Raw genomic sequence first — 17,386 nt, 5'->3', positions numbered from 1 at the left:
TGGTACTCGTAAGTTCAATTTCGCGCAAACAGCACATTCCGCTGGACTGTCTGCACGAATGGAGTCATCGACTTTATTGCCAAATGCTAGCAATTGAATTTTATGGAAAACATTTGAAACGATCGTAACAACCCTTCTGAGGCGCGCCGAAGACAAGGCTGTAGCGCCCAGCTGGCAAGGGCTTTCTCGATTGGAGACGAAGTCCTAGGAAACGTCCGACACAGTCCCACAGACACTTAACACAAGAAATAAGGAAAGAAGTTGTTGCTGTCTTTTGGGCAACTACACAACAACTAACTAAATCGAAGGCATGCACCGATAGCGCACATTGAAAAGTTTTAGCCTGACACCCAGCCATGACTCATTCCTTGAGATGAAAGTGATCATTCAATTATCAGGGCTTAGTGGCTGATTAGAAGCTACAGATTACGGGCAAAAACCAGTTCAGTTGCTGGACCGGTCTGCGGATCGACGGTTTTTTTTGCTCTTCTCTCTTCTGTAGGAGCAGCCGGTCGACGCTCGATTGCTCGCGATGGAGGTCAACGATGCTGCGGGTAGCCTGACACCCCGCGGTGCTCTCAGGTTTTTCGTCGGAACGCCGCCCGGAGCAAGCTCGCTCCTGCAGAGCCCGCCGCCATCCATGCCGGGTTGCCCAATGCTCAGAACCTGCGCTCGACCTCGTTGTTTGGTGGCCCACACATTCCCCTGTAGGAGCTGCCGAAGGCTGCGATCTTTTGATCTTGCTTTTGCGATCTGGAGATTGCTGAAGATCAAAAGATCGCAGCCTTCGGCAGCTCCTACAGATATTTTTTATCTGTGTTCCCCCGGGGTTGCGTGATGAACCTTTTTTTTTGGGGGGGCACAAACGAAAGAGTCCGTGTGGGCACGGACTCTTGGGGGGGGGCTTTTGCGTCGGCGCTTGGGGCTAAGTGCTACGCCGGTTCGACCTGCAGGGCGACCCGCTCGCGGCAAGGGCATTCGTCCATGTAGCGGTGTGCCTCGACCACCTCGGCAAACGGGAAGACCCGAGTCTTGAGCGGCAGCAGCACGCGGTCAGCGGTCAACTGGTTGATGTCGCGCAAGGCACGTTGCAGTGCGACCTGGTCCTGGATGATGCCCAGTTCCGGCTTGCCGGTGAAGTTGCCGATGCAGTGCACGAAGAACTGAATGTTCTTCTGGAACGCCGCGCAGGCCGGGAATGGCGTCTGGTTGCCACCTTGCAGGCCGTACAGCACCAGGCTGCCGCGAGGCGCCAGCACATCGCCCAGCAAGGACATCTGAGGACCGCCCAAGCCATCGAAGACCACGTCCACACCGCGGTTATCGGTGATCTTGTTGATCCGTATCAGCAGATCTTCTTCCTCGGTAACGATGACTTTTTCGGCGCCCAGCGACAACAGATACTCACGCTCTTCTGCTGACTTGGTTGCCGCAATCACTCGCACACCCAAGGCCTTGCCCAGTTGTACGAACGAAGGTCCGGCGCAATGGCTGGCGTCGGTCACCAGGGCGAATTGCCCGGGTTTGACCCGTGCCAGGTCGGCATAAGCAAAATAGGCGACCAACAGCGGCGTGTAATGCACGCTGGCCTCGATCGGGCTCAGCACGTCCGGGTAACGGGTCAGCGACGAGCGCGGCAGGACAATCAGTTCTCCGTAGACCGGATAGTCGTTCGGGCTTTGGGCCGGGAAACTGGCGACCTTGTCACCGATCGCCAGGTCATCCACCCCCTCACCCACAGCCGTGACGATACCGGCCATTTCCTGGCCGAGGCCGGAAGGCAGATGGGCGCGGGACGACGCCAGGTTCTGGCGCCAGAGAGTGTCGTACCAGCTGATGCCAATGGCCTCGACGCGCACCTGCACTTCGCCCGGTGCAGGCAGAGCCGCCGCATGCTCTTCGCATTTGAGCACCTCGGCTGGACCAAACTTGTGAAAACGGATCGTGCGGGACATCGCAAACCTCGCCAAATGAACCTCTAATGCCTTGAACTCTAGCTGGGCTTTCAACCCAACACTATCAGTGGGTATTAATAGTCGACATGCCTGTCATTGATTCCGCAGGGGCGGCGACATTGTGAAATGCCGCAAGAAACCGAAGCCACCTTTTCAGGAAATCTGAATTACCCGGTGCAGAGTACCAGCCTTTCCCCGTAATATTCCTGCTGGCCATTGTTCTCATATGGCCGCCCACGTCAAGTTTGCTGACTCTGCCAGGACTCCAGATGAATCGTAATGACCTGCGTCGTGTCGACCTGAACCTGTTGATCGTTTTTGAAACATTGATGCACGAACGCAGCGTGACCCGTGCTGCGGAAAAACTCTTCCTCGGCCAGCCGGCCATCAGTGCGGCACTCTCACGCCTGCGCGGGTTGTTCGATGACCCTCTGTTTGTGCGTACCGGCCGCAGCATGGAGCCGTCCGCCCGGGCGATCGAGATCTTCGCCCTGCTCTCGCCGGCACTGGATTCGATTTCCACCGCGGTCAGCCGTGCGGCCGAGTTCGATCCTGCCACAAGTACCGCCGTGTTCCGCATCGGCCTTTCGGACGACGTCGAGTTCGCCTTGCTGCCCATGCTGCTCAAGCGCCTGCGCGCCGAATCACCAGGGATCGTGCTGGTGGTGCGTCGGGTCAACTACATCCTGATGCCGGGGTTGCTGGCCTCCGGTGAGATCTCCATCGGCGTCAGCTACACCACCGACCTGCCGGCCAACGCCAAGCGCAAGGTACTGCGCCGCAGCCAGCCCAAGCTGTTGCGCGCCGACACCGTGCCGGGGCCATTGAGCCTGGATAATTACTGCGCGCGCCCCCATGCACTGGTGTCGTTCGCCGGCGACCTCAGCGGCTTCATAGATGAAGAACTGGAAAAGCTCGGACGCAAACGTCATGTGGTGCTCGCGGTGCCGCAGTTCAATGGCCTTAGCACCTTGCTGGCCGGCACTGACATCGTCGCAACCGTGCCGGACTACACGGCCGATGCGCTGACGGCCGCAGGCGGTGTGCGCGCGGAAGATCCGCCGTTGCCGGTGCGCAGCTTTGAATTGCACATGGCCTGGCGCGGGTCGCAGGATAATGATCCGGGGGAGCGTTGGTTGCGGTCGCGAATTCAGATGTTTTTTGGGGATCCGGATAGTCTTTAAAGCGCCTGAGCGTCAACCATGAGCCTTGAGTTGCAGGCAAGCAGTGGCGTTAGCGCAGCAGGCCGATGTTCTCGTCGATTCGGCCTTGAATGGTATCCAAGGTGTCCTGGGTGATTGCGCCTGGGTACATGTTCTCGGCGATGGCCGCAAACTGGCTGGCGACGCGGCAAAACCTGTCAATGATGCCGCCAGCAGTCTCCACTGAGACCTCTGCTTCGTCTGCAAGTCTGAGCATTGCATCGCGGTCAATCTCCAAGGCCTCACCCATCACGTCCATCTGGTGATAACCGCCCGGTCCCTCGCAGAACGTCACGTCGTAGGCTGGCGCCAGCTGCCATGCACCGGACGGCGACATGACGTAGGCGAAGTTTTTGGGGTGGTCGTCCCGGTTGTTGAACGCCACATTGAAGACGGCACGCTCGAAGGCGATAGCTTTCTCTCGCACATCGTTGGTGCACATATGTGTCGCACGCAAGAAGTTGACATAGTCCAGGGCCCCCGGTGACTTGTAGTCGGCCCCGGTAAAGGCTGCAAGGCTTTGCATGGGCACGCGCTGACCGTCTATACGATCAAAGCGTTTACTCGCGAAGGCTGCCAGCCCGTTGGGCAGGCTGAAGTGCTGCGTGTCCGGGGTCTGGATGCCGCACATGCGCAAGCACTCGGCATAGACCATTTCGATAGCGCACACCTCAGGATGCTCTTCTTTTGCCGGGAACTTGATCAGCCAGGCTTCAAAGTCCGGCCTGGCGGCAGTGGTAAAGGCTGCAGATTGAGGGTCACGATAGACCAACGCCTTTGGCCTGGCGCCTTGGGGCGAGCCCCCCACCAGCAGCAACGTCTGCAGGAATTCCCCACCTTCACCCTTTAGAACTTCCCGAATCTCAACCGCAAGCAGCTCAAGGGGGATATGCGCTTGCGGCTCCTGCCCCTCGGGCACCACGGGCTCGAACGACATTGCCCCCATGGCATTGTTGCCAATATAGGCCAGCCGCTCCAGAGGTCCTATGCGTGCTGTATTGCGGCCGTGGCGCCTGAACAACCGGTCCATCAGCAGCATGCCCCAACCATCTGGCAACGAGTCATAGACAGGCCCTGGCAGGCCCAGATGGTGGGACGGAAAGCCTCGACGTAACTGGGGCCCCTCCAATGGAAGTGTGTAGGACGACAGCTCCAGGCCTCTACTCTTCGCTTCATTGCTGTACTCAAACACAATCTGTGGGCGGCCGGTGATGGCGGTCGTAGACACAAGCGTGCCCCACAGCCAACGTTCACCCCAACCCTCGTAGTAGACGTCAACCTGCTCAAGCATTGTCGGACTTCCTCTTGGCACGATGACGATTGACACTGTTTTCGTATCGACGAATGTCTTCAAGGCTGTCCAGCTTTGGCAGGAACAGTCCTTCGAGCTCCTTGGTTCGTCCAAGGACCATGGCCACACGGACCACATTCTCGAACCCGACATTGCGCCCGGCTTCGAGGTTGGACACGGTATTGGTCCCGATACCGGCGCGACCGGCTACATCGGCTTGCGTCATCTGCAAAGCCAGCCGTTCCGTGCGCAGGCGATCGCAGAGTCGTTTGACGACCTCACTCGGTTTACTGAAGCTTAAGTCCAACATAACGTGCCTTCCGTCGCGATGCACCGCTTAATACACAAGATTATAGAATTAACTGCAATCCAGTTCAAAACGCATAATTCCCTGTATTTGTGTTTTATTTAGGAATTGTCTGCCGTATCCACAATTTACTGGAATTAAAGCCGGCCTCAGGCCTGAATGAAAACGGGCGCACCGACGTCGAACCGGGGAAGATCAGCAAAAGAATTTCGTATACCCTAGCGCTATCTCACTCCAAATGACCGCCGCCGTGAACCTACCCAAACTCAACGCACCCGACCTTGGTAACACGCCTTCGACTTCGGAAATCATCACCCGCCATCTGCGGGATGCGATTGTCGCCGGGCATTTTGCCGAGGATGAGCCGATCCGCCAGGACGACATCGCCCGCCAGTTCAATGTCAGCAAGATCCCGGTGCGCGAAGCCCTCAAGCGGCTGGAGGCCGAAGGGTTGGTGATGTTCCAGCGCAATCGCGGGGCGATGGTCACGCGGGTTTCCGATGCGGAGCTGGCGCAGATGTTCGAAGTGCGGATGTTGCTGGAGGACAAGATTCTGCGCCTGGCCATTCCGAACATGACCGAAGAGACCTTCGCCCGTGCCGAGCGCATCTGTCAGGAGTTCATCGGCGAGGACGACGTGGGGCGCTGGGCCGAGCTCAACTGGGAGCTGCACTCCTGCCTGTACGAGCCTGCGCAGCGACCGTTCCTGGTGAGTCTGATCCGTTCGGTCAACGACAAGCTGGAGCGTTATCTACGCATGCAGATGAGCTTGTCGGCCGGTAAGGAACGGGCCGATCACGAACACCGCGAGATCCTGGCGGCCTGCCGCGCCGGGGATGTGGACCTGGCGGTGAAGCTTCTGGACGAGCACATTGCCGGCGTCTGCACGACCTTGTTCGAGCACCTGCCCCACAGCCACTGACAGCGACGGATGCTGTGCCGATTTCGTCATCGACACAGACTAAATCCATCAAGCCGACGCCCCGCCGCACGGGCCACTCTTGCGTTCACTCAACCGAATGGACGTGGCCCTCCCATGAAACGCATCTCTGTGATCGACTCCCACACCGGCGGCGAACCGACCCGCCTGGTGACCGCCGGCTTTCCTGACCTGGGCACCGGCAGCATGGCCGAACGGCGCCAGGTATTAGCCGAACAGCATGATCAATGGCGCGCCGCCTGTATGCTGGAACCGCGGGGCAGTGACGTACTGGTGGGCGCCCTGCTCTGCACGCCGGTGGACCCTGGCGCCTGTGCCGGGGTGATTTTCTTCAATAACACCGGTTATCTGGGCATGTGCGGCCACGGCACCATCGGCCTGGTGGCGTCGTTGGCGCACCTGGGCAAGATCGGCCCCGGCGTGCACAGCATCGAAACGCCGGTGGGCACGGTGCAGGCAACCCTGCACGAAGACCATTCGGTGAGTGTGCGCAACGTGCCAGCCTACCGTTATCGCAAGGCGCTGGCGGTGCAGGTGCCGGGCATCGGCCAAGTGGTCGGTGATATCGCTTGGGGCGGCAACTGGTTTTTCCTGGTCGCCGAGCACGGCCTGCGGGTGGCCGGCGACAACCTCGAAGCGCTGACCGCTTACACCTTCGCCGTGCAGCAGGCACTGGAAGCCCAAGGCATTCGCGGTGAAGACGGCAGCTTGATCGATCACGTCGAGTTGTTCGCCGATGACGATCACGCCGACAGTCGCAACTTCGTGCTCTGCCCCGGCAAAGCCTATGACCGTTCGCCCTGCGGCACCGGCACCAGTGCCAAACTGGCATGCCTGGCGGCCGACGACAAATTGCAACCGGGGCAGATCTGGCGCCAGGCCAGCGTCATCGGCAGCGAGTTCGAGGGTTCCTACGAACTGCAGGGTGAGCGCATCGTGCCGACCATTCGTGGGCGCGCGTTCATCAGTGCCGAGGCGAGCCTGATCATCGAACAGGACGACCCGTTCGCCTGGGGCATTCGTCCATGAACGAGGGCCAGGTGGCCGACGTGATCGTGATCGGCGCCGGCATTATCGGTGCCGCCTGTGCCCAGGCGCTGGCCCGTCGCGGCTTGCAGGTGCTGGTGTTGGACGCCGGACTGCACGGGGCCACGGCCGCCGGCATGGGCCACCTGCTGGTACTCGACGACAACCCCGCCGAACTGGCCCTGAGTCAATATTCGTTGCAGCGCTGGCGCGAACTGGGCGCGGACCTGCCCGACAGCTGTGCCTACCGCTGCAACGGCACGCTGTGGCTGGCGGCCAATGCCGAAGAAATGGCGGTGGCCCACAGCAAATTCCTGAACCTGCAAGCCCAGGGCGTGGCTTGCGAACTGATCGGCGCCAATGCCCTGCGCCAGCGCGAACCGGAACTGCGCGAAGGACTGGAAGGCGGCTTGCTGATCAATGGCGACGGCATTCTGTACGCCCCGGCGACGGCCGGATGGATGCTCGAAACACCGAACATCCGCCAGCGCCGGGCGCGGGTCAATGCGGTCGATGGCAACCGCGTCTGCCTCGATGATGGTCACTGGTTGAGTGCCGATGCCGTGGTGCTGGCCAACGGTATTCAAGCCAACGAGCTGTGTCCGGAATTGCCCATCGAGCCGAAAAAAGGCCACTTGCTGATCACTGACCGCTACCCCGGCAGCGTCACCCATACCCTGGTGGAACTGGGTTACGTCACCAGTGCCCACAATGCCACGGGGCCGTCGACCGCCTGCAATATCCAGCCGCGCCCCACCGGCCAACTGTTCATCGGCGCCTCGCGGCAATTCGCAACCACCGACCCGCAGGTCGAAGGCTGGATGCTCGCGAAGATGCTCAAGCGTGCCGCCGAGTACATGCCGGGGCTGGCCCGGCTCAATGGCATCCGTGCCTGGACCGGTTTCCGCGCCGCCAGCCCCGACGGCTTGCCGCTGGTGGGCCAGCATCCACAACATCAAGGCTTGTGGCTGGCAGTCGGTCACGAAGGACTGGGCGTAACCACCGCCCCCGGCACCGCCGATTTACTGGTGGCGCAACTGTTCAACGAAACCCCGCCACTGGCCGCACAACCTTATCTGCCCCAGCGTTTTCTAGGAGAACCGGTCTATGCCTGAATTGTTGCTGGACGGCCACGCCCTGAAAGTCGCCGAAGGCACCAGCGTCGCCGGTGCCCTGGCGCTGGCCAGTGACGGCTGCGCGCGCACCTCGGTCAGCGGTCAGCGCCGTGCGCCGCTGTGCGGCATGGGCATTTGCCAGGAATGCCGGGTGACCATCGATGGCCGGCGTCGCCTGGCTTGCCAGACCCTGTGCCGTGACGGCATGCAGGTGGAGACTCGCCCATGAATGAATACGCTGATCTGTTGATCATTGGCGCCGGCCCTGCCGGAATGAGCGCCGCCCTTGCCGCCGCCCCCAGCGGCGCCCGCATTGTCATGCTCGACGACAACCCGCTGCCGGGCGGGCAAATCTGGCGCGACGGACCTCAAGCCAACGTACCCGGTCAAGCCCGGCGCCTGCGCGAGCGTCTGGCGTCGTGCAACAACATCCGCCATCACGCCGGTACTCGGGTGATCGCCGCCCCCGGCGCGAAACAACTGCTGGTGGAAGATGACGACCATGGCTGGTTGATCAGCTACGACAAACTGATTCTGTGCACCGGCGCCCGTGAATTACTGCTGCCCTTCCCCGGCTGGACCCTGCCGGGTGTCACCGGTGCGGGTGGTTTGCAGGCGCTGATCAAGGCTGGTTTGCCGGTGCAGGACGAGCGCGTGGTGATCGCCGGCAGCGGCCCGCTGTTACTGGCCAGTGCCGCCACCGCCAAACAGCATGGCGCGCAAGTGCAACGCATCGCCGAACAAGCCAGCCGCAGCGCCCTCGCCGGTTTCGCCGCGCAACTGCCGCGCTGGCCCGGTAAATGGCTGCAATCGTTCAGCCTGTTCGACCACCGCTACCGCACCGCCACCCACGTATTGGCGGCGCTTGGCACCGACCGAGTGGAAGGCGTGCGCCTGCAACAACAAGGCAACATCGTCGAACTGGAATGTGATCGGCTGGCCTGTGGATTCGGGTTGATTCCGAACATCCAGTTGGGTCAGGCACTGGGTTGCGCCATCGAAGATCAAGCCATCGCGGTGGATGTCTGGCAGGCCAGCAATCGCGCCGATCATTATGCGGCGGGCGAATGCACAGGGTTCGGCGGCAGTGAGCTGGCCTTGGTGGAAGGTGCGATTGCCGGCCACGCTGCGGTCGGCGATCTGCAAGCCGCCAGGCAATTGTGGCCGCGCCGGGCGCGCTGGCAGGGTTTCGCCAAGGCGCTGAACAGCGCGTTCGCCCTCGACCCGCGACTCAAGTCCCTGGCCCAACCCGACACCCTGGTTTGCCGCTGCGAAGACGTGCCCTACGCGGCATTGACCGGTCACTCTGGCTGGCGCGAAGCCAAACTCGCCAGTCGCTGCGGCATGGGCGCCTGCCAGGGCCGGGTGTGTGGCGGCGCAGTGCAGCATTTGTTTGGTTGGCAGCCCTCGGCACCGCGCCCACCCTTCACCCCGGCGCGGATCGAAACCTTGATGTCCCTGGACGATACCCCGCCAGCGTGATGACCGTGCCGGGGGTTTCGGCCACGCTGCCGAGTCTCTATGATCCCGGGGGTCACCCTCAGACCCCCGGCGCCATGTATCCATCGCTCACCACCTTCAAACCTTGCGATCTGCCGACGCTGCTGAACAGCCTTCAGCCCATCGCGCCGTTGCTCGATACCTTGTCGGACGTGGTGTTTTTCATCAAGGACTGCGAGGCCCGCTACGCCTTCGTCAACCAGACCCTGGCCCGGCGTTGTGGTTTCAGACACAGGGACGAGCTGCTGGGGCGCACCGCCGAAATGGTCTTCCCGGAACGCTTCGGTCCGCTGTACACCGAACAGGATCGCCGCGTGCTGTCCAGTGGTCGCGAACTGGCCGATCAGCTGGAGTTGCATTTGTATTATGGCAATCAGCCGATCTGGTGCCTGACCCACAAACTCGCGTTGAAGGATGAACGGGGTCGGATCGTGGGCCTGGCCGGTATCTCCCGCGACCTGCAATCGCCACAGTCGAACCATCCGGCGTTCCAGAAACTCGCCGCCGTGGATGCCCATATCCGCCGCCACTTCGCCCGCTCCATCAGCCTCGCCGAACTGACCGCCATCGCTGGCTATTCCGTGGCGCAATTGGAGCGGCACTGCAAACGGGTGTTCCAACTCACCCCACGGCAAATGATTCACAAGGCACGCCTGGAGGAAGGTTCGCGGTTGTTACTGCACACCGAGTTGCCGATCACCGAGATTGCCTTGCGCTGTGGTTACACCGACCACAGTGCCTTCAGCCGGCAGTTTCGGGCGCTGACCAGTTTGTCGCCGAGTCAGTATCGCGATAACCAGCGCTGAAGATCAAAAGATCGCAGGCTGCGCCAGCTCCTACGCCAACCGCGTACACCCGAGATCAAAAGGCGTACGCCAATCCCGTAGGAGCTGCCGAAGGCTGCGATCTTTTGACGTTTGAAGATCAGAAGATCGCAGGCTGCGCCAGCTCCTACGCCGGCCGCGTACACCCGTGCCTGCCAGTGTTCCTTAAAGGGGCGCCCGCGCTACCGCTGCTCCCATATGTAACACCTGCCCCCGATACCTTGGCGTCACCGTGCCTCGGGTTGCACTGCTGCAAAACCTCTACGCCAAGGCCTGACAACTAATTCACCCCTCGGACTGGAAATAGGCACGTTGATTGCTATCGTTAATATCGTATACGAAATCCCCAATACGATATTCAACAGCACTTCACATCAACGAGGCCTCTATGAAAAACCCCGCATTTGCCGTAGCCCTCAGCGCTGTTCTCAGTACCTCCTTTATCGCCACTGCCCAGGCCGACAAGCTCGACGACATCATCGGTTCGGGCAAGCTGCGCTGCGCCGTGACCCTGGACTTCCCGCCCATGGGCTTTCGCGATGCCAGCAACTCGCCGGCCGGCTTCGATGTGGACTATTGCCGCGACCTGGCGAAAATCCTCGGGGTCGAGGCCGAAGTGGTGGAAACGCCGTTCCCGGATCGCATTCCGGCACTGGTCTCCGGCCGGGCTGACGTGATCGTCGCGTCCACCTCCGACACCCTCGAACGCGCCAAGACCGTCGGCCTCACCGTGCCCTACTTTGCCTTCCAGATGGTGGTGCTGACCCGCGACGACACCGGCATCAACGGCTTCGACGACCTCAAGGGCAAAGCAGTGGGCAACACCAGCGGCACCTATGAGGCCATCGCCCTGGAGAAAGACGTGAAGAACTGGGGCTCGGGCAGCTTCCGAGCCTACCAGTCGCAAAGCGATACCCTGCTGGCTGTCGCCCAAGGCCACATCGATGCCACCGTCGTCACCAACACCGTGGCCGCCGCCACCCTCAAGTCAGGCAAATACAAAAACCTGAAAGTCGCCGGTAACGCCCCTTACGTCATCGACTACGTGTCCCTGGGCGCCAAGCGCAGCGAGTACGGCCTGCTCAATTACCTCAACCTGTTCGTCAACCAACAGGTGCGCACCGGTCGCTACAAGGAGCTGTTCGTTAAATGGGTCGGCACCGAGATCTCGCCGACCAACCTGACCGTGCCTCAGGTCTACTACTGAGATGTCCGGCATGCCTAGGCCAATTTCTCTGACCGGGCGCAGCCTGGTGGCGGGTGCCGCGCAAGGCGCCCTGCTGTTCGCCGATGTCGGCTTGAGCTTCTGGGGCGGAGTCGATCCCTGTACGGGTGAAGTCATCGACCGCCATCACCCGCTCAGCGGCCAACACCTGGCCGGCCGCGTGCTGGCGATTCCCAGTGGCCGCGGCTCGTGCACCGGCAGCAGTGTGTTGATGGAACTGATCAGCAACGGCCATGCACCGGCGGCATTGGTGCTGGCCGAAGCCGACGAGATCCTGACCTTGGGCGTGCTGGTGGCGCAGACCATTTTTGCCCGTTCCCTGCCGGTGCTGTGCATCGGTCGGGAGGCCTTCGCCGCCTTGCGCGGCCAGGCCTTCGCCCGGGTCGAAAATGCAACGCTGAGCCTGTTCGATCACCTGCCGGGCGACGCCTGGCAGGCGCTCGACAGCCCATTACCAGACGCTGACAGCACCGCCTCGATCAGGCTCACCGAGCACGATCGGGCGCTGCTCGATGGCCGGCATGGCAAGGCCGCGCAAATGGCCATGCAGATCGTCCTGCGTATGGCCGAATTGCAGGGTGCCGAGCACTTGGTGGATGTCACTCAAGCACACATCGACGGCTGCATTTACACGGGACCTGCAAGCCTGCGCTTTGCCCGGCAACTGGTGCAATGGGGAGCAAAAGTGCGAGTGCCCACCACCCTCAATTCAATTTCCGTCGACCAGCGCCGTTGGCGCGAACTGGGTATCGACCCGGCACTGGGGGAACCGGCCAGTGCCTTGGGCGATGCCTATATGGCGATGGGCGCACAGCTCAGTTTCACCTGCGCGCCGTACCTGCTCGACACTGCACCGAAGGCTGGCGAGCAAATCGTCTGGGCGGAATCCAACGCAGTGGTCTACGCCAACAGCGTGCTCGGTGCACGCACCCTGAAATACCCGGATTACCTGGACATCTGCATCGCCCTCACCGGTCGCGCCCCGCTGATCGGCTGCCACCTGGACGCGCCACGCAAGGCCCGGTTGCAGATCGAGTTGCCCGCACTCGGTGAACTGGACGATGCCTTCTACCCGCTGCTGGGTTACCACATTGGTGCCCTGGCTGGCAGTCGCGTGCCGCTGGTGCTGGGACTGGAAAAACGCAAGCCGAGCCTGGACGACCTCAAAGCCTTTGGCGCGGCCTTCGCTACCACCTCTGCGGCGCCACTGTTCCACATCGCCGGGGTCACCCCGGAGGCCATTGACCCGGCGCAGGTGCTGGATGCGGACATTTCCATTGCCGTGGAAAAAATCCGCCTGAAGGACCTGCTGCGCAGTTGGCGCGAACTCAACAGTGCTCGCGATAACCGGGTGGATGTGGTGTCGCTGGGTAACCCGCACTTTTCCCTCAGCGAGTTCGCTCACCTGGCGCGACTGTGCCGGGGACGACAAAGACACCCGGATGTGGTGCTTGCCATCACCTGCGGCCGTGCCGTGTTGGAGCAAGCCCGCGAGGCAGGGCACATCGCCGTGATCGAAGCGTTCGGCGCGACCCTGGTCACCGACACCTGCTGGTGCATGCTCGGCGAACCCGTAATTCCCCTGGCGGCTGAAAACCTGATGACCAACTCGGGCAAATACGCCCACTACGCACCGGGCCTGGTCGGCCGCAAGGTGCACTTCGCCAGCCTTGCCGAATGCGTCGACGCGGCCTGCACCGCAACGGCCAGTGGACGTTTACCGGCCTGGCTACAACCTGCTGCCCTACTGGAGAGCCCTGCGCATGTTTGACTACAGCTTCCAATGGCGCTCCGCCCTGCGCGCCCTGCCGGACATGCTTGCCGGTGCCATCGTCACCTTCGAAACCGCCGCGCTGTCGATGATCTTCGGCGTGCTGATCGCCCTGGCCCTGACGGTGATGCGCGAGGCCAAGCACCCTCTGCTGCGCGGTTTCGGCAACGGCTGGGTGTCGATTGCCCGCAACACCCCGTCGCTGTTTCAGATCTACATCCTCTACTTCGGCCTCGGCTCGCTGAACCTGCACGTCAGTTCCTGGTTCGCCCTGCTGGCCGGGATCACCTTCAACAATGCCGGGTATCTGGCGGAGAACTTTCGCGGCGGCCTCAAGGCCGTGCCTGACACGCAGGTACGTGCGGCGCGTTCCCTCGGCATGAGTGCCTTCCAGGCCTATCGCATGATCATCGTCCCGCAACTGCTGCGGATCGTGTTTTATCCGCTGACCAATCAGATGGTCTGGGCGGTGTTGATGACGTCGCTGGGGGTGATCGTCGGGCTAAACAATGACCTGACCGGTGTGACCCAGGAATACAACGTCAAAACCTTCCGCACCTTCGAGTATTTCGCCATCGCAGCGGTGCTGTATTACTTGATTGCCAAGGCGATCGTCGCGGCAGCCCGGCTGATGGCCTGGCGGTTGTTCCGTTACTGAGGAGCTGTCCATGTTTTCCACCGATTTTTCCTCGAATGACCTGATGTTCCTGCTCAACGGTGCGTGGGTCACGATGCAACTGACGTTCTGGTCGATCATCCTCGGCTCCTTGGCCGGGTTGTTCTTCGGCCTGCTGCGGGCCTTGTTGCCACGGGCCAGCCAGCCACTGGCCTGGGTGCTGGACGTGTTTCGCAGCGTGCCGTTGCTGATCCAGTTCGTACTGTTCAACTCACTCAAAAGCATCATCGGTTTGAACATCAGCGCCTTCAGCGTCGGCTGCATTGTGCTGGGGGTTTACGCAGCGGCGTACTTCACCGAGATCGTGCGTGCCGGCGTACTGGCGGTGCCGTTCACCGTGCGCCGGGCCAGCCGGTCGCTGGGGCTGAGCTTCTTGCAGGATTTGCGCTGGATCGTCCTGCCGATGGCCACCCGGGTAGCGTTCCCCGGCTGGCTGAACCTGGTGCTCGGTGTAATGAAAGACACCGCGCTGGTGATGTGGATCGGCATCGTCGAACTGCTGCGCGCCTCGCAAACCATCGTCACCCGCATCCAGGAACCGTTGCTGGTGCTGTGCATCGCGGGCCTTATCTACTACGTCATGAGCCTGGTGGTCGCACGCCTGGGCGCTCGTCTGGAAAGAAGGTGGCAAGAAAATGATTGAGATCGACAACGTACATAAATCCTTCGGCAACCTCGAGGTGGTCAAGGGCGTCAACCTGACGGTGAACAAGGGCGAAGTGGTGTCGATCATCGGCGGCTCCGGCTCCGGCAAATCGACCTTGCTGATGTGCATCAACGGCCTGGAACCGATCCAGAAAGGCAACATCCGCGTTGACGGCGTCGAGGTCCATCACAGCGCCACCGACCTCAATCGCCTGCGGCAGAAGATTGGCATTGTGTTCCAGCAATGGAATGCCTTCCCGCACTTGACGGTGCTGGAAAACGTCATGCTCGCGCCGCGCAAAGTGCTGGGCAAAAGCAAGGCTGAAGCTGAAGCACTAGCGGTGAAGCAACTGACCCACGTCGGCCTGGGCGACAAGCTCAAGACGTTCCCTGGCAAGCTGTCCGGTGGACAGCAACAACGCATGGCCATCGCCCGCGCCCTGGCCATGTCACCGGACTACATGCTGTTTGACGAAGCCACCTCGGCCCTCGACCCGCAGTTGGTCGGTGAAGTGCTGGACACCATGCGCATGCTCGCCGAAGACGGCATGACCATGGTGTTGGTGACCCACGAAATCCGCTTTGCCCGGGACGTGTCCGACCGTGTGGCGTTCTTCCGCAATGGCCTGGTGCATGAGATTGGTTCGCCGGATCAGGTGATTGGCAATCCGGTGCATGCGGAGACTGCGGCGTTTCTGAAATCGGTGAAATAGCGACTGGCCCCTTCGCGAGCAAGCCCGCTCCCACAGGGTTTGATGGTGTACACAAAATCAGTGTGGGAGCGGGCTTGCTCGCGAAAGGGCCCTAACAGACAAAACAAGGAGCAAACCATGCGCTCATCGAAAGTCATTCATGTAGTCAGCTGCCACGCCGAAGGCGAAGTCGGCGACGTGATCGTCGGCGGTGTCGCCCCGCCGCCCGGCGCCACCGTGTGGGAACAGTCACGCTGGATCGCCCAGGACGACACCCTGCGCAACTTCGTCCTCAACGAACCCCGCGGCGGCGTGTTCCGCCACGTCAACCTGCTGGTCCCGGCCAAGGACCCACGGGCGCAGATGGCCTGGATCATCATGGAGCCGGCGGACACCCCGCCGATGTCCGGCTCCAACTCGTTGTGCGTCGCCACCGTATTGCTCGACAGCGGCATCCTGCCCATGACCGAGCCGCAAACCCGCCTGGTGCTGGAAGCGCCCGGCGGCCTGATCGAAGCCGTGGCCGACTGCCGGGATGGCAAGGTGCAGCGGGTGGAAGTGAAAAACGTACCGTCCTTCGCTGATCGCCTGGATGCCTGGATTGAAGTCGAAGGCATCGGCTCGCTGAAGGTTGACACCGCTTATGGTGGCGACAGTTTTGTGATTGCCGATGCCAAAGGCCTGGGTTTCTCCATCCGCCCGGATGAAGCGGCCGATCTGGTCGCGGTGGGGCTGAAAATCACTCGAGCGGCCAACGAACAACTGGGCTTCGTGCATCCGCTGAATCCCGAGTGGTCGCACATTTCCTTCTGCCAGATCGCCGCGCCCATCGTCCATGAGAACGGCATCGCCACCGGCGCCAATGCGGTGGTGATTCAACCGGGCAAGATCGACCGCTCCCCCACCGGCACGGGTTGCTCGGCGCGCATGGCGGTGTTGCAGGCCAAAGGCTTGATGCAGGTTGGCGAGCGCTTTGTCGGCCGTTCGATTATCGGCTCCGAGTTCCACTGCCGCATTGATTCGCTGACCGAAGTCGCCGGCCGCGCCGCGATTTACCCGTGCATTTCCGGCCGGGCGTGGATCACCGGCACCCATCAATTACTGCTCGACCCAAGCGATCCGTGGCCACAAGGCTATCGCCTGTCCGACACCTGGCCCGGCGCCTGATCACGCCATCCCTGCTCCCCAGACCAACGGCCAGTAAAAACCCCTGAAAACCAAAAAAAGCACTAGCCGAGCATCGTCATTTTTAATATCGTATACGAAATACAATTAACGAACCGGAGGCAACAATGAGCAAGCGCATTAACTGGAGTGGCGTCTTCCCAGCGGTGACCACTCAATTCAACGATGACTTCTCCATCAACCTGGAAAAAACCCATCAGGTGATTTCCAACGTGATCCGCGACGGCGTGTCAGGCCTGGTGGTCTGCGGCTCGGTGGGTGAAAACACCTCGCTGAGTGCCGAAGAGAAAATCGCCGTGACTGAAGTCGCTGTCGATGCCGCCCGTGGTCGCGTACCGGTGATTTGTGGCGTGGCCGAGTTCACCAGCCTACAAGCGGCCAAGGTCGCCAATGCCGTACGCCGGGTCGGCGTTGATGGCGTGATGCTGATGCCGGCGCTGGTCTACGGTTCCAAGCCGTTCGAAACCGCCGAGCATTACCGCTACGTGGCGAAAAACGCTGACGTGCCGCTGATGGTCTACAACAACCCGCCTATCTATAAGAACGACGTCACCCCGGACATCCTGATTTCCCTGGCCGACTGCGACAACGTGGTGTGCTTCAAGGACTCTTCCGGCGACACCCGCCGCTTCATCGACGTGCGCAACGAAGTCGGTGACCGTTTCGTGTTGTTCGCCGGCCTCGACGACGTGGTGCTGGAAAGCATCGCCGTGGGTGCTGAAGGTTGGGTCTCAGGCATGTCCAACGTGTTCCCGAAAGAAGGTGAAACCATCTTCCGCCTGGCCAAGGCCGGTCGTTTCGCCGAAGCCATGCCGATCTACGAATGGCTGATGCCGATCCTGCACCTCGATGCCCGTGCCGACCTGGTGCAGTGCATCAAACTGTGTGAAGCCATTGCCGGTCGCGGCAGCGCCTTGACCCGTCCGCCACGCCTGGCCCTGCCGGAAGCCGACCGCGTATTCGTCGAGCAGATCATGGCCAAGGCGTTGGCCAACCGCCCGGAACTGCCGGACGTCGGTCTCTGAGCGATTG

General features: G+C 61.4%; 17 protein-coding genes. 14 read left to right on the top strand and 3 right to left on the bottom strand.

Translation table 11 applies throughout. The annotated features are described in order from the left end of the window. Positions 1-932: 932 nt before the first annotated feature. The gene (locus tag ACEN83_RS14645; protein ID WP_007970597.1) at positions 933-1,955 is read right to left on the bottom strand and encodes a zinc-dependent alcohol dehydrogenase family protein; all 1,023 of its coding nucleotides are present in this window, start codon (positions 1,953-1,955) and stop codon (positions 933-935) included. A gap of 269 nt (positions 1,956-2,224) precedes the next feature. Between ACEN83_RS14645 and ACEN83_RS14640 the strand changes: the two genes are divergently transcribed. Beyond that, positions 2,225-3,139: a LysR family transcriptional regulator gene (locus ACEN83_RS14640; protein ID WP_495580735.1), complete on the top strand. Its 915-nt coding sequence runs from the start codon at positions 2,225-2,227 to the stop codon at positions 3,137-3,139. Positions 3,140-3,188: 49 nt separating this feature from the next. Here the strand turns inward: ACEN83_RS14640 and ACEN83_RS14635 are convergent, their stop codons facing one another. Both ACEN83_RS14635 and ACEN83_RS14630 read right to left on the bottom strand, forming a co-directional pair. Then, positions 3,189-4,448: a type II toxin-antitoxin system HipA family toxin gene (locus tag ACEN83_RS14635; protein ID WP_495580734.1), complete on the bottom strand. Its 1,260-nt coding sequence runs from the start codon at positions 4,446-4,448 to the stop codon at positions 3,189-3,191. After that, positions 4,441-4,758, bottom strand: a complete 318-nt coding sequence (locus ACEN83_RS14630; protein WP_116583186.1) for a helix-turn-helix domain-containing protein — start codon at positions 4,756-4,758, stop codon at positions 4,441-4,443. The genes ACEN83_RS14635 and ACEN83_RS14630 overlap by 8 nt, the downstream gene beginning before the upstream one ends. Positions 4,759-5,005: 247 nt before the next feature. On the opposite strand from ACEN83_RS14630, the gene ACEN83_RS14625 reads away from it, so the two are divergent. The 13 genes from ACEN83_RS14625 to ACEN83_RS14565 all read left to right on the top strand — a co-directional run bounded on the left by ACEN83_RS14625 (position 5,006) and on the right by ACEN83_RS14565 (position 17,379). Beyond that, positions 5,006-5,677 carry a GntR family transcriptional regulator gene (locus tag ACEN83_RS14625; protein ID WP_225923675.1) on the top strand — a complete coding sequence of 224 codons (672 nt, stop codon included), beginning with the start codon at positions 5,006-5,008 and terminating at the stop codon, positions 5,675-5,677. Between the two features lie 114 nt (positions 5,678-5,791). Then, positions 5,792-6,724 carry a 4-hydroxyproline epimerase gene (locus ACEN83_RS14620; protein ID WP_495580733.1) on the top strand — a complete coding sequence of 311 codons (933 nt, stop codon included), beginning with the start codon at positions 5,792-5,794 and terminating at the stop codon, positions 6,722-6,724. Then, positions 6,721-7,836, top strand: a complete 1,116-nt coding sequence (locus ACEN83_RS14615) for an NAD(P)/FAD-dependent oxidoreductase (RefSeq protein WP_495580732.1) — start codon at positions 6,721-6,723, stop codon at positions 7,834-7,836. Before ACEN83_RS14620 ends, ACEN83_RS14615 begins: the two co-directional genes overlap by 4 nt. Continuing rightward, positions 7,829-8,065, top strand: a complete 237-nt coding sequence (locus ACEN83_RS14610) for a (2Fe-2S)-binding protein (RefSeq protein ID WP_495580731.1) — start codon at positions 7,829-7,831, stop codon at positions 8,063-8,065. Before ACEN83_RS14615 ends, ACEN83_RS14610 begins: the two co-directional genes overlap by 8 nt. Next, positions 8,062-9,318 (top strand): FAD-dependent oxidoreductase, encoded by a 1,257-nt coding sequence (locus ACEN83_RS14605; protein WP_495580730.1) that lies wholly within the window; start codon positions 8,062-8,064, stop codon positions 9,316-9,318. The genes ACEN83_RS14610 and ACEN83_RS14605 overlap by 4 nt, the downstream gene beginning before the upstream one ends. Before the next feature lie 74 nt (positions 9,319-9,392). Continuing rightward, positions 9,393-10,142, top strand: a complete 750-nt coding sequence (locus tag ACEN83_RS14600; protein WP_495580729.1) for an AraC family transcriptional regulator — start codon at positions 9,393-9,395, stop codon at positions 10,140-10,142. 406 nt (positions 10,143-10,548) lie between these two features. After that, positions 10,549-11,367 carry an ABC transporter substrate-binding protein gene (locus ACEN83_RS14595; RefSeq protein WP_116583191.1) on the top strand — a complete coding sequence of 273 codons (819 nt, stop codon included), beginning with the start codon at positions 10,549-10,551 and terminating at the stop codon, positions 11,365-11,367. A gap of 10 nt (positions 11,368-11,377) precedes the next feature. Then, positions 11,378-13,156 (top strand): cis-3-hydroxy-L-proline dehydratase, encoded by a 1,779-nt coding sequence (gene lhpI, locus ACEN83_RS14590; RefSeq protein ID WP_495580728.1) that lies wholly within the window; start codon positions 11,378-11,380, stop codon positions 13,154-13,156. Beyond that, positions 13,149-13,814 (top strand): amino acid ABC transporter permease, encoded by a 666-nt coding sequence (locus ACEN83_RS14585; protein WP_007997725.1) that lies wholly within the window; start codon positions 13,149-13,151, stop codon positions 13,812-13,814. Before lhpI ends, ACEN83_RS14585 begins: the two co-directional genes overlap by 8 nt. Positions 13,815-13,824: 10 nt before the next feature. Beyond that, complete coding sequence (locus ACEN83_RS14580; RefSeq protein ID WP_007997727.1) at positions 13,825-14,475, top strand: amino acid ABC transporter permease; 651 nt, start codon at positions 13,825-13,827, stop codon at positions 14,473-14,475. Then, positions 14,468-15,190 carry an amino acid ABC transporter ATP-binding protein gene (locus tag ACEN83_RS14575; RefSeq protein WP_495580727.1) on the top strand — a complete coding sequence of 241 codons (723 nt, stop codon included), beginning with the start codon at positions 14,468-14,470 and terminating at the stop codon, positions 15,188-15,190. The genes ACEN83_RS14580 and ACEN83_RS14575 overlap by 8 nt, the downstream gene beginning before the upstream one ends. A gap of 117 nt (positions 15,191-15,307) precedes the next feature. Further along, positions 15,308-16,336, top strand: a complete 1,029-nt coding sequence (locus ACEN83_RS14570; protein ID WP_495580726.1) for a trans-3-hydroxy-L-proline dehydratase — start codon at positions 15,308-15,310, stop codon at positions 16,334-16,336. A 125-nt stretch (positions 16,337-16,461) separates the two neighbouring features. Then, complete coding sequence (locus ACEN83_RS14565) at positions 16,462-17,379, top strand: dihydrodipicolinate synthase family protein (protein ID WP_102701650.1); 918 nt, start codon at positions 16,462-16,464, stop codon at positions 17,377-17,379. The last annotated feature ends 7 nt before the right edge of the window (positions 17,380-17,386 follow it).

Source organism: Pseudomonas sp. Pseusp49 (assembly GCF_059491875.1).
Note: the sequence above shows the minus strand (reverse complement) of the source record. Positions and strands in the feature narration are given on the sequence as shown.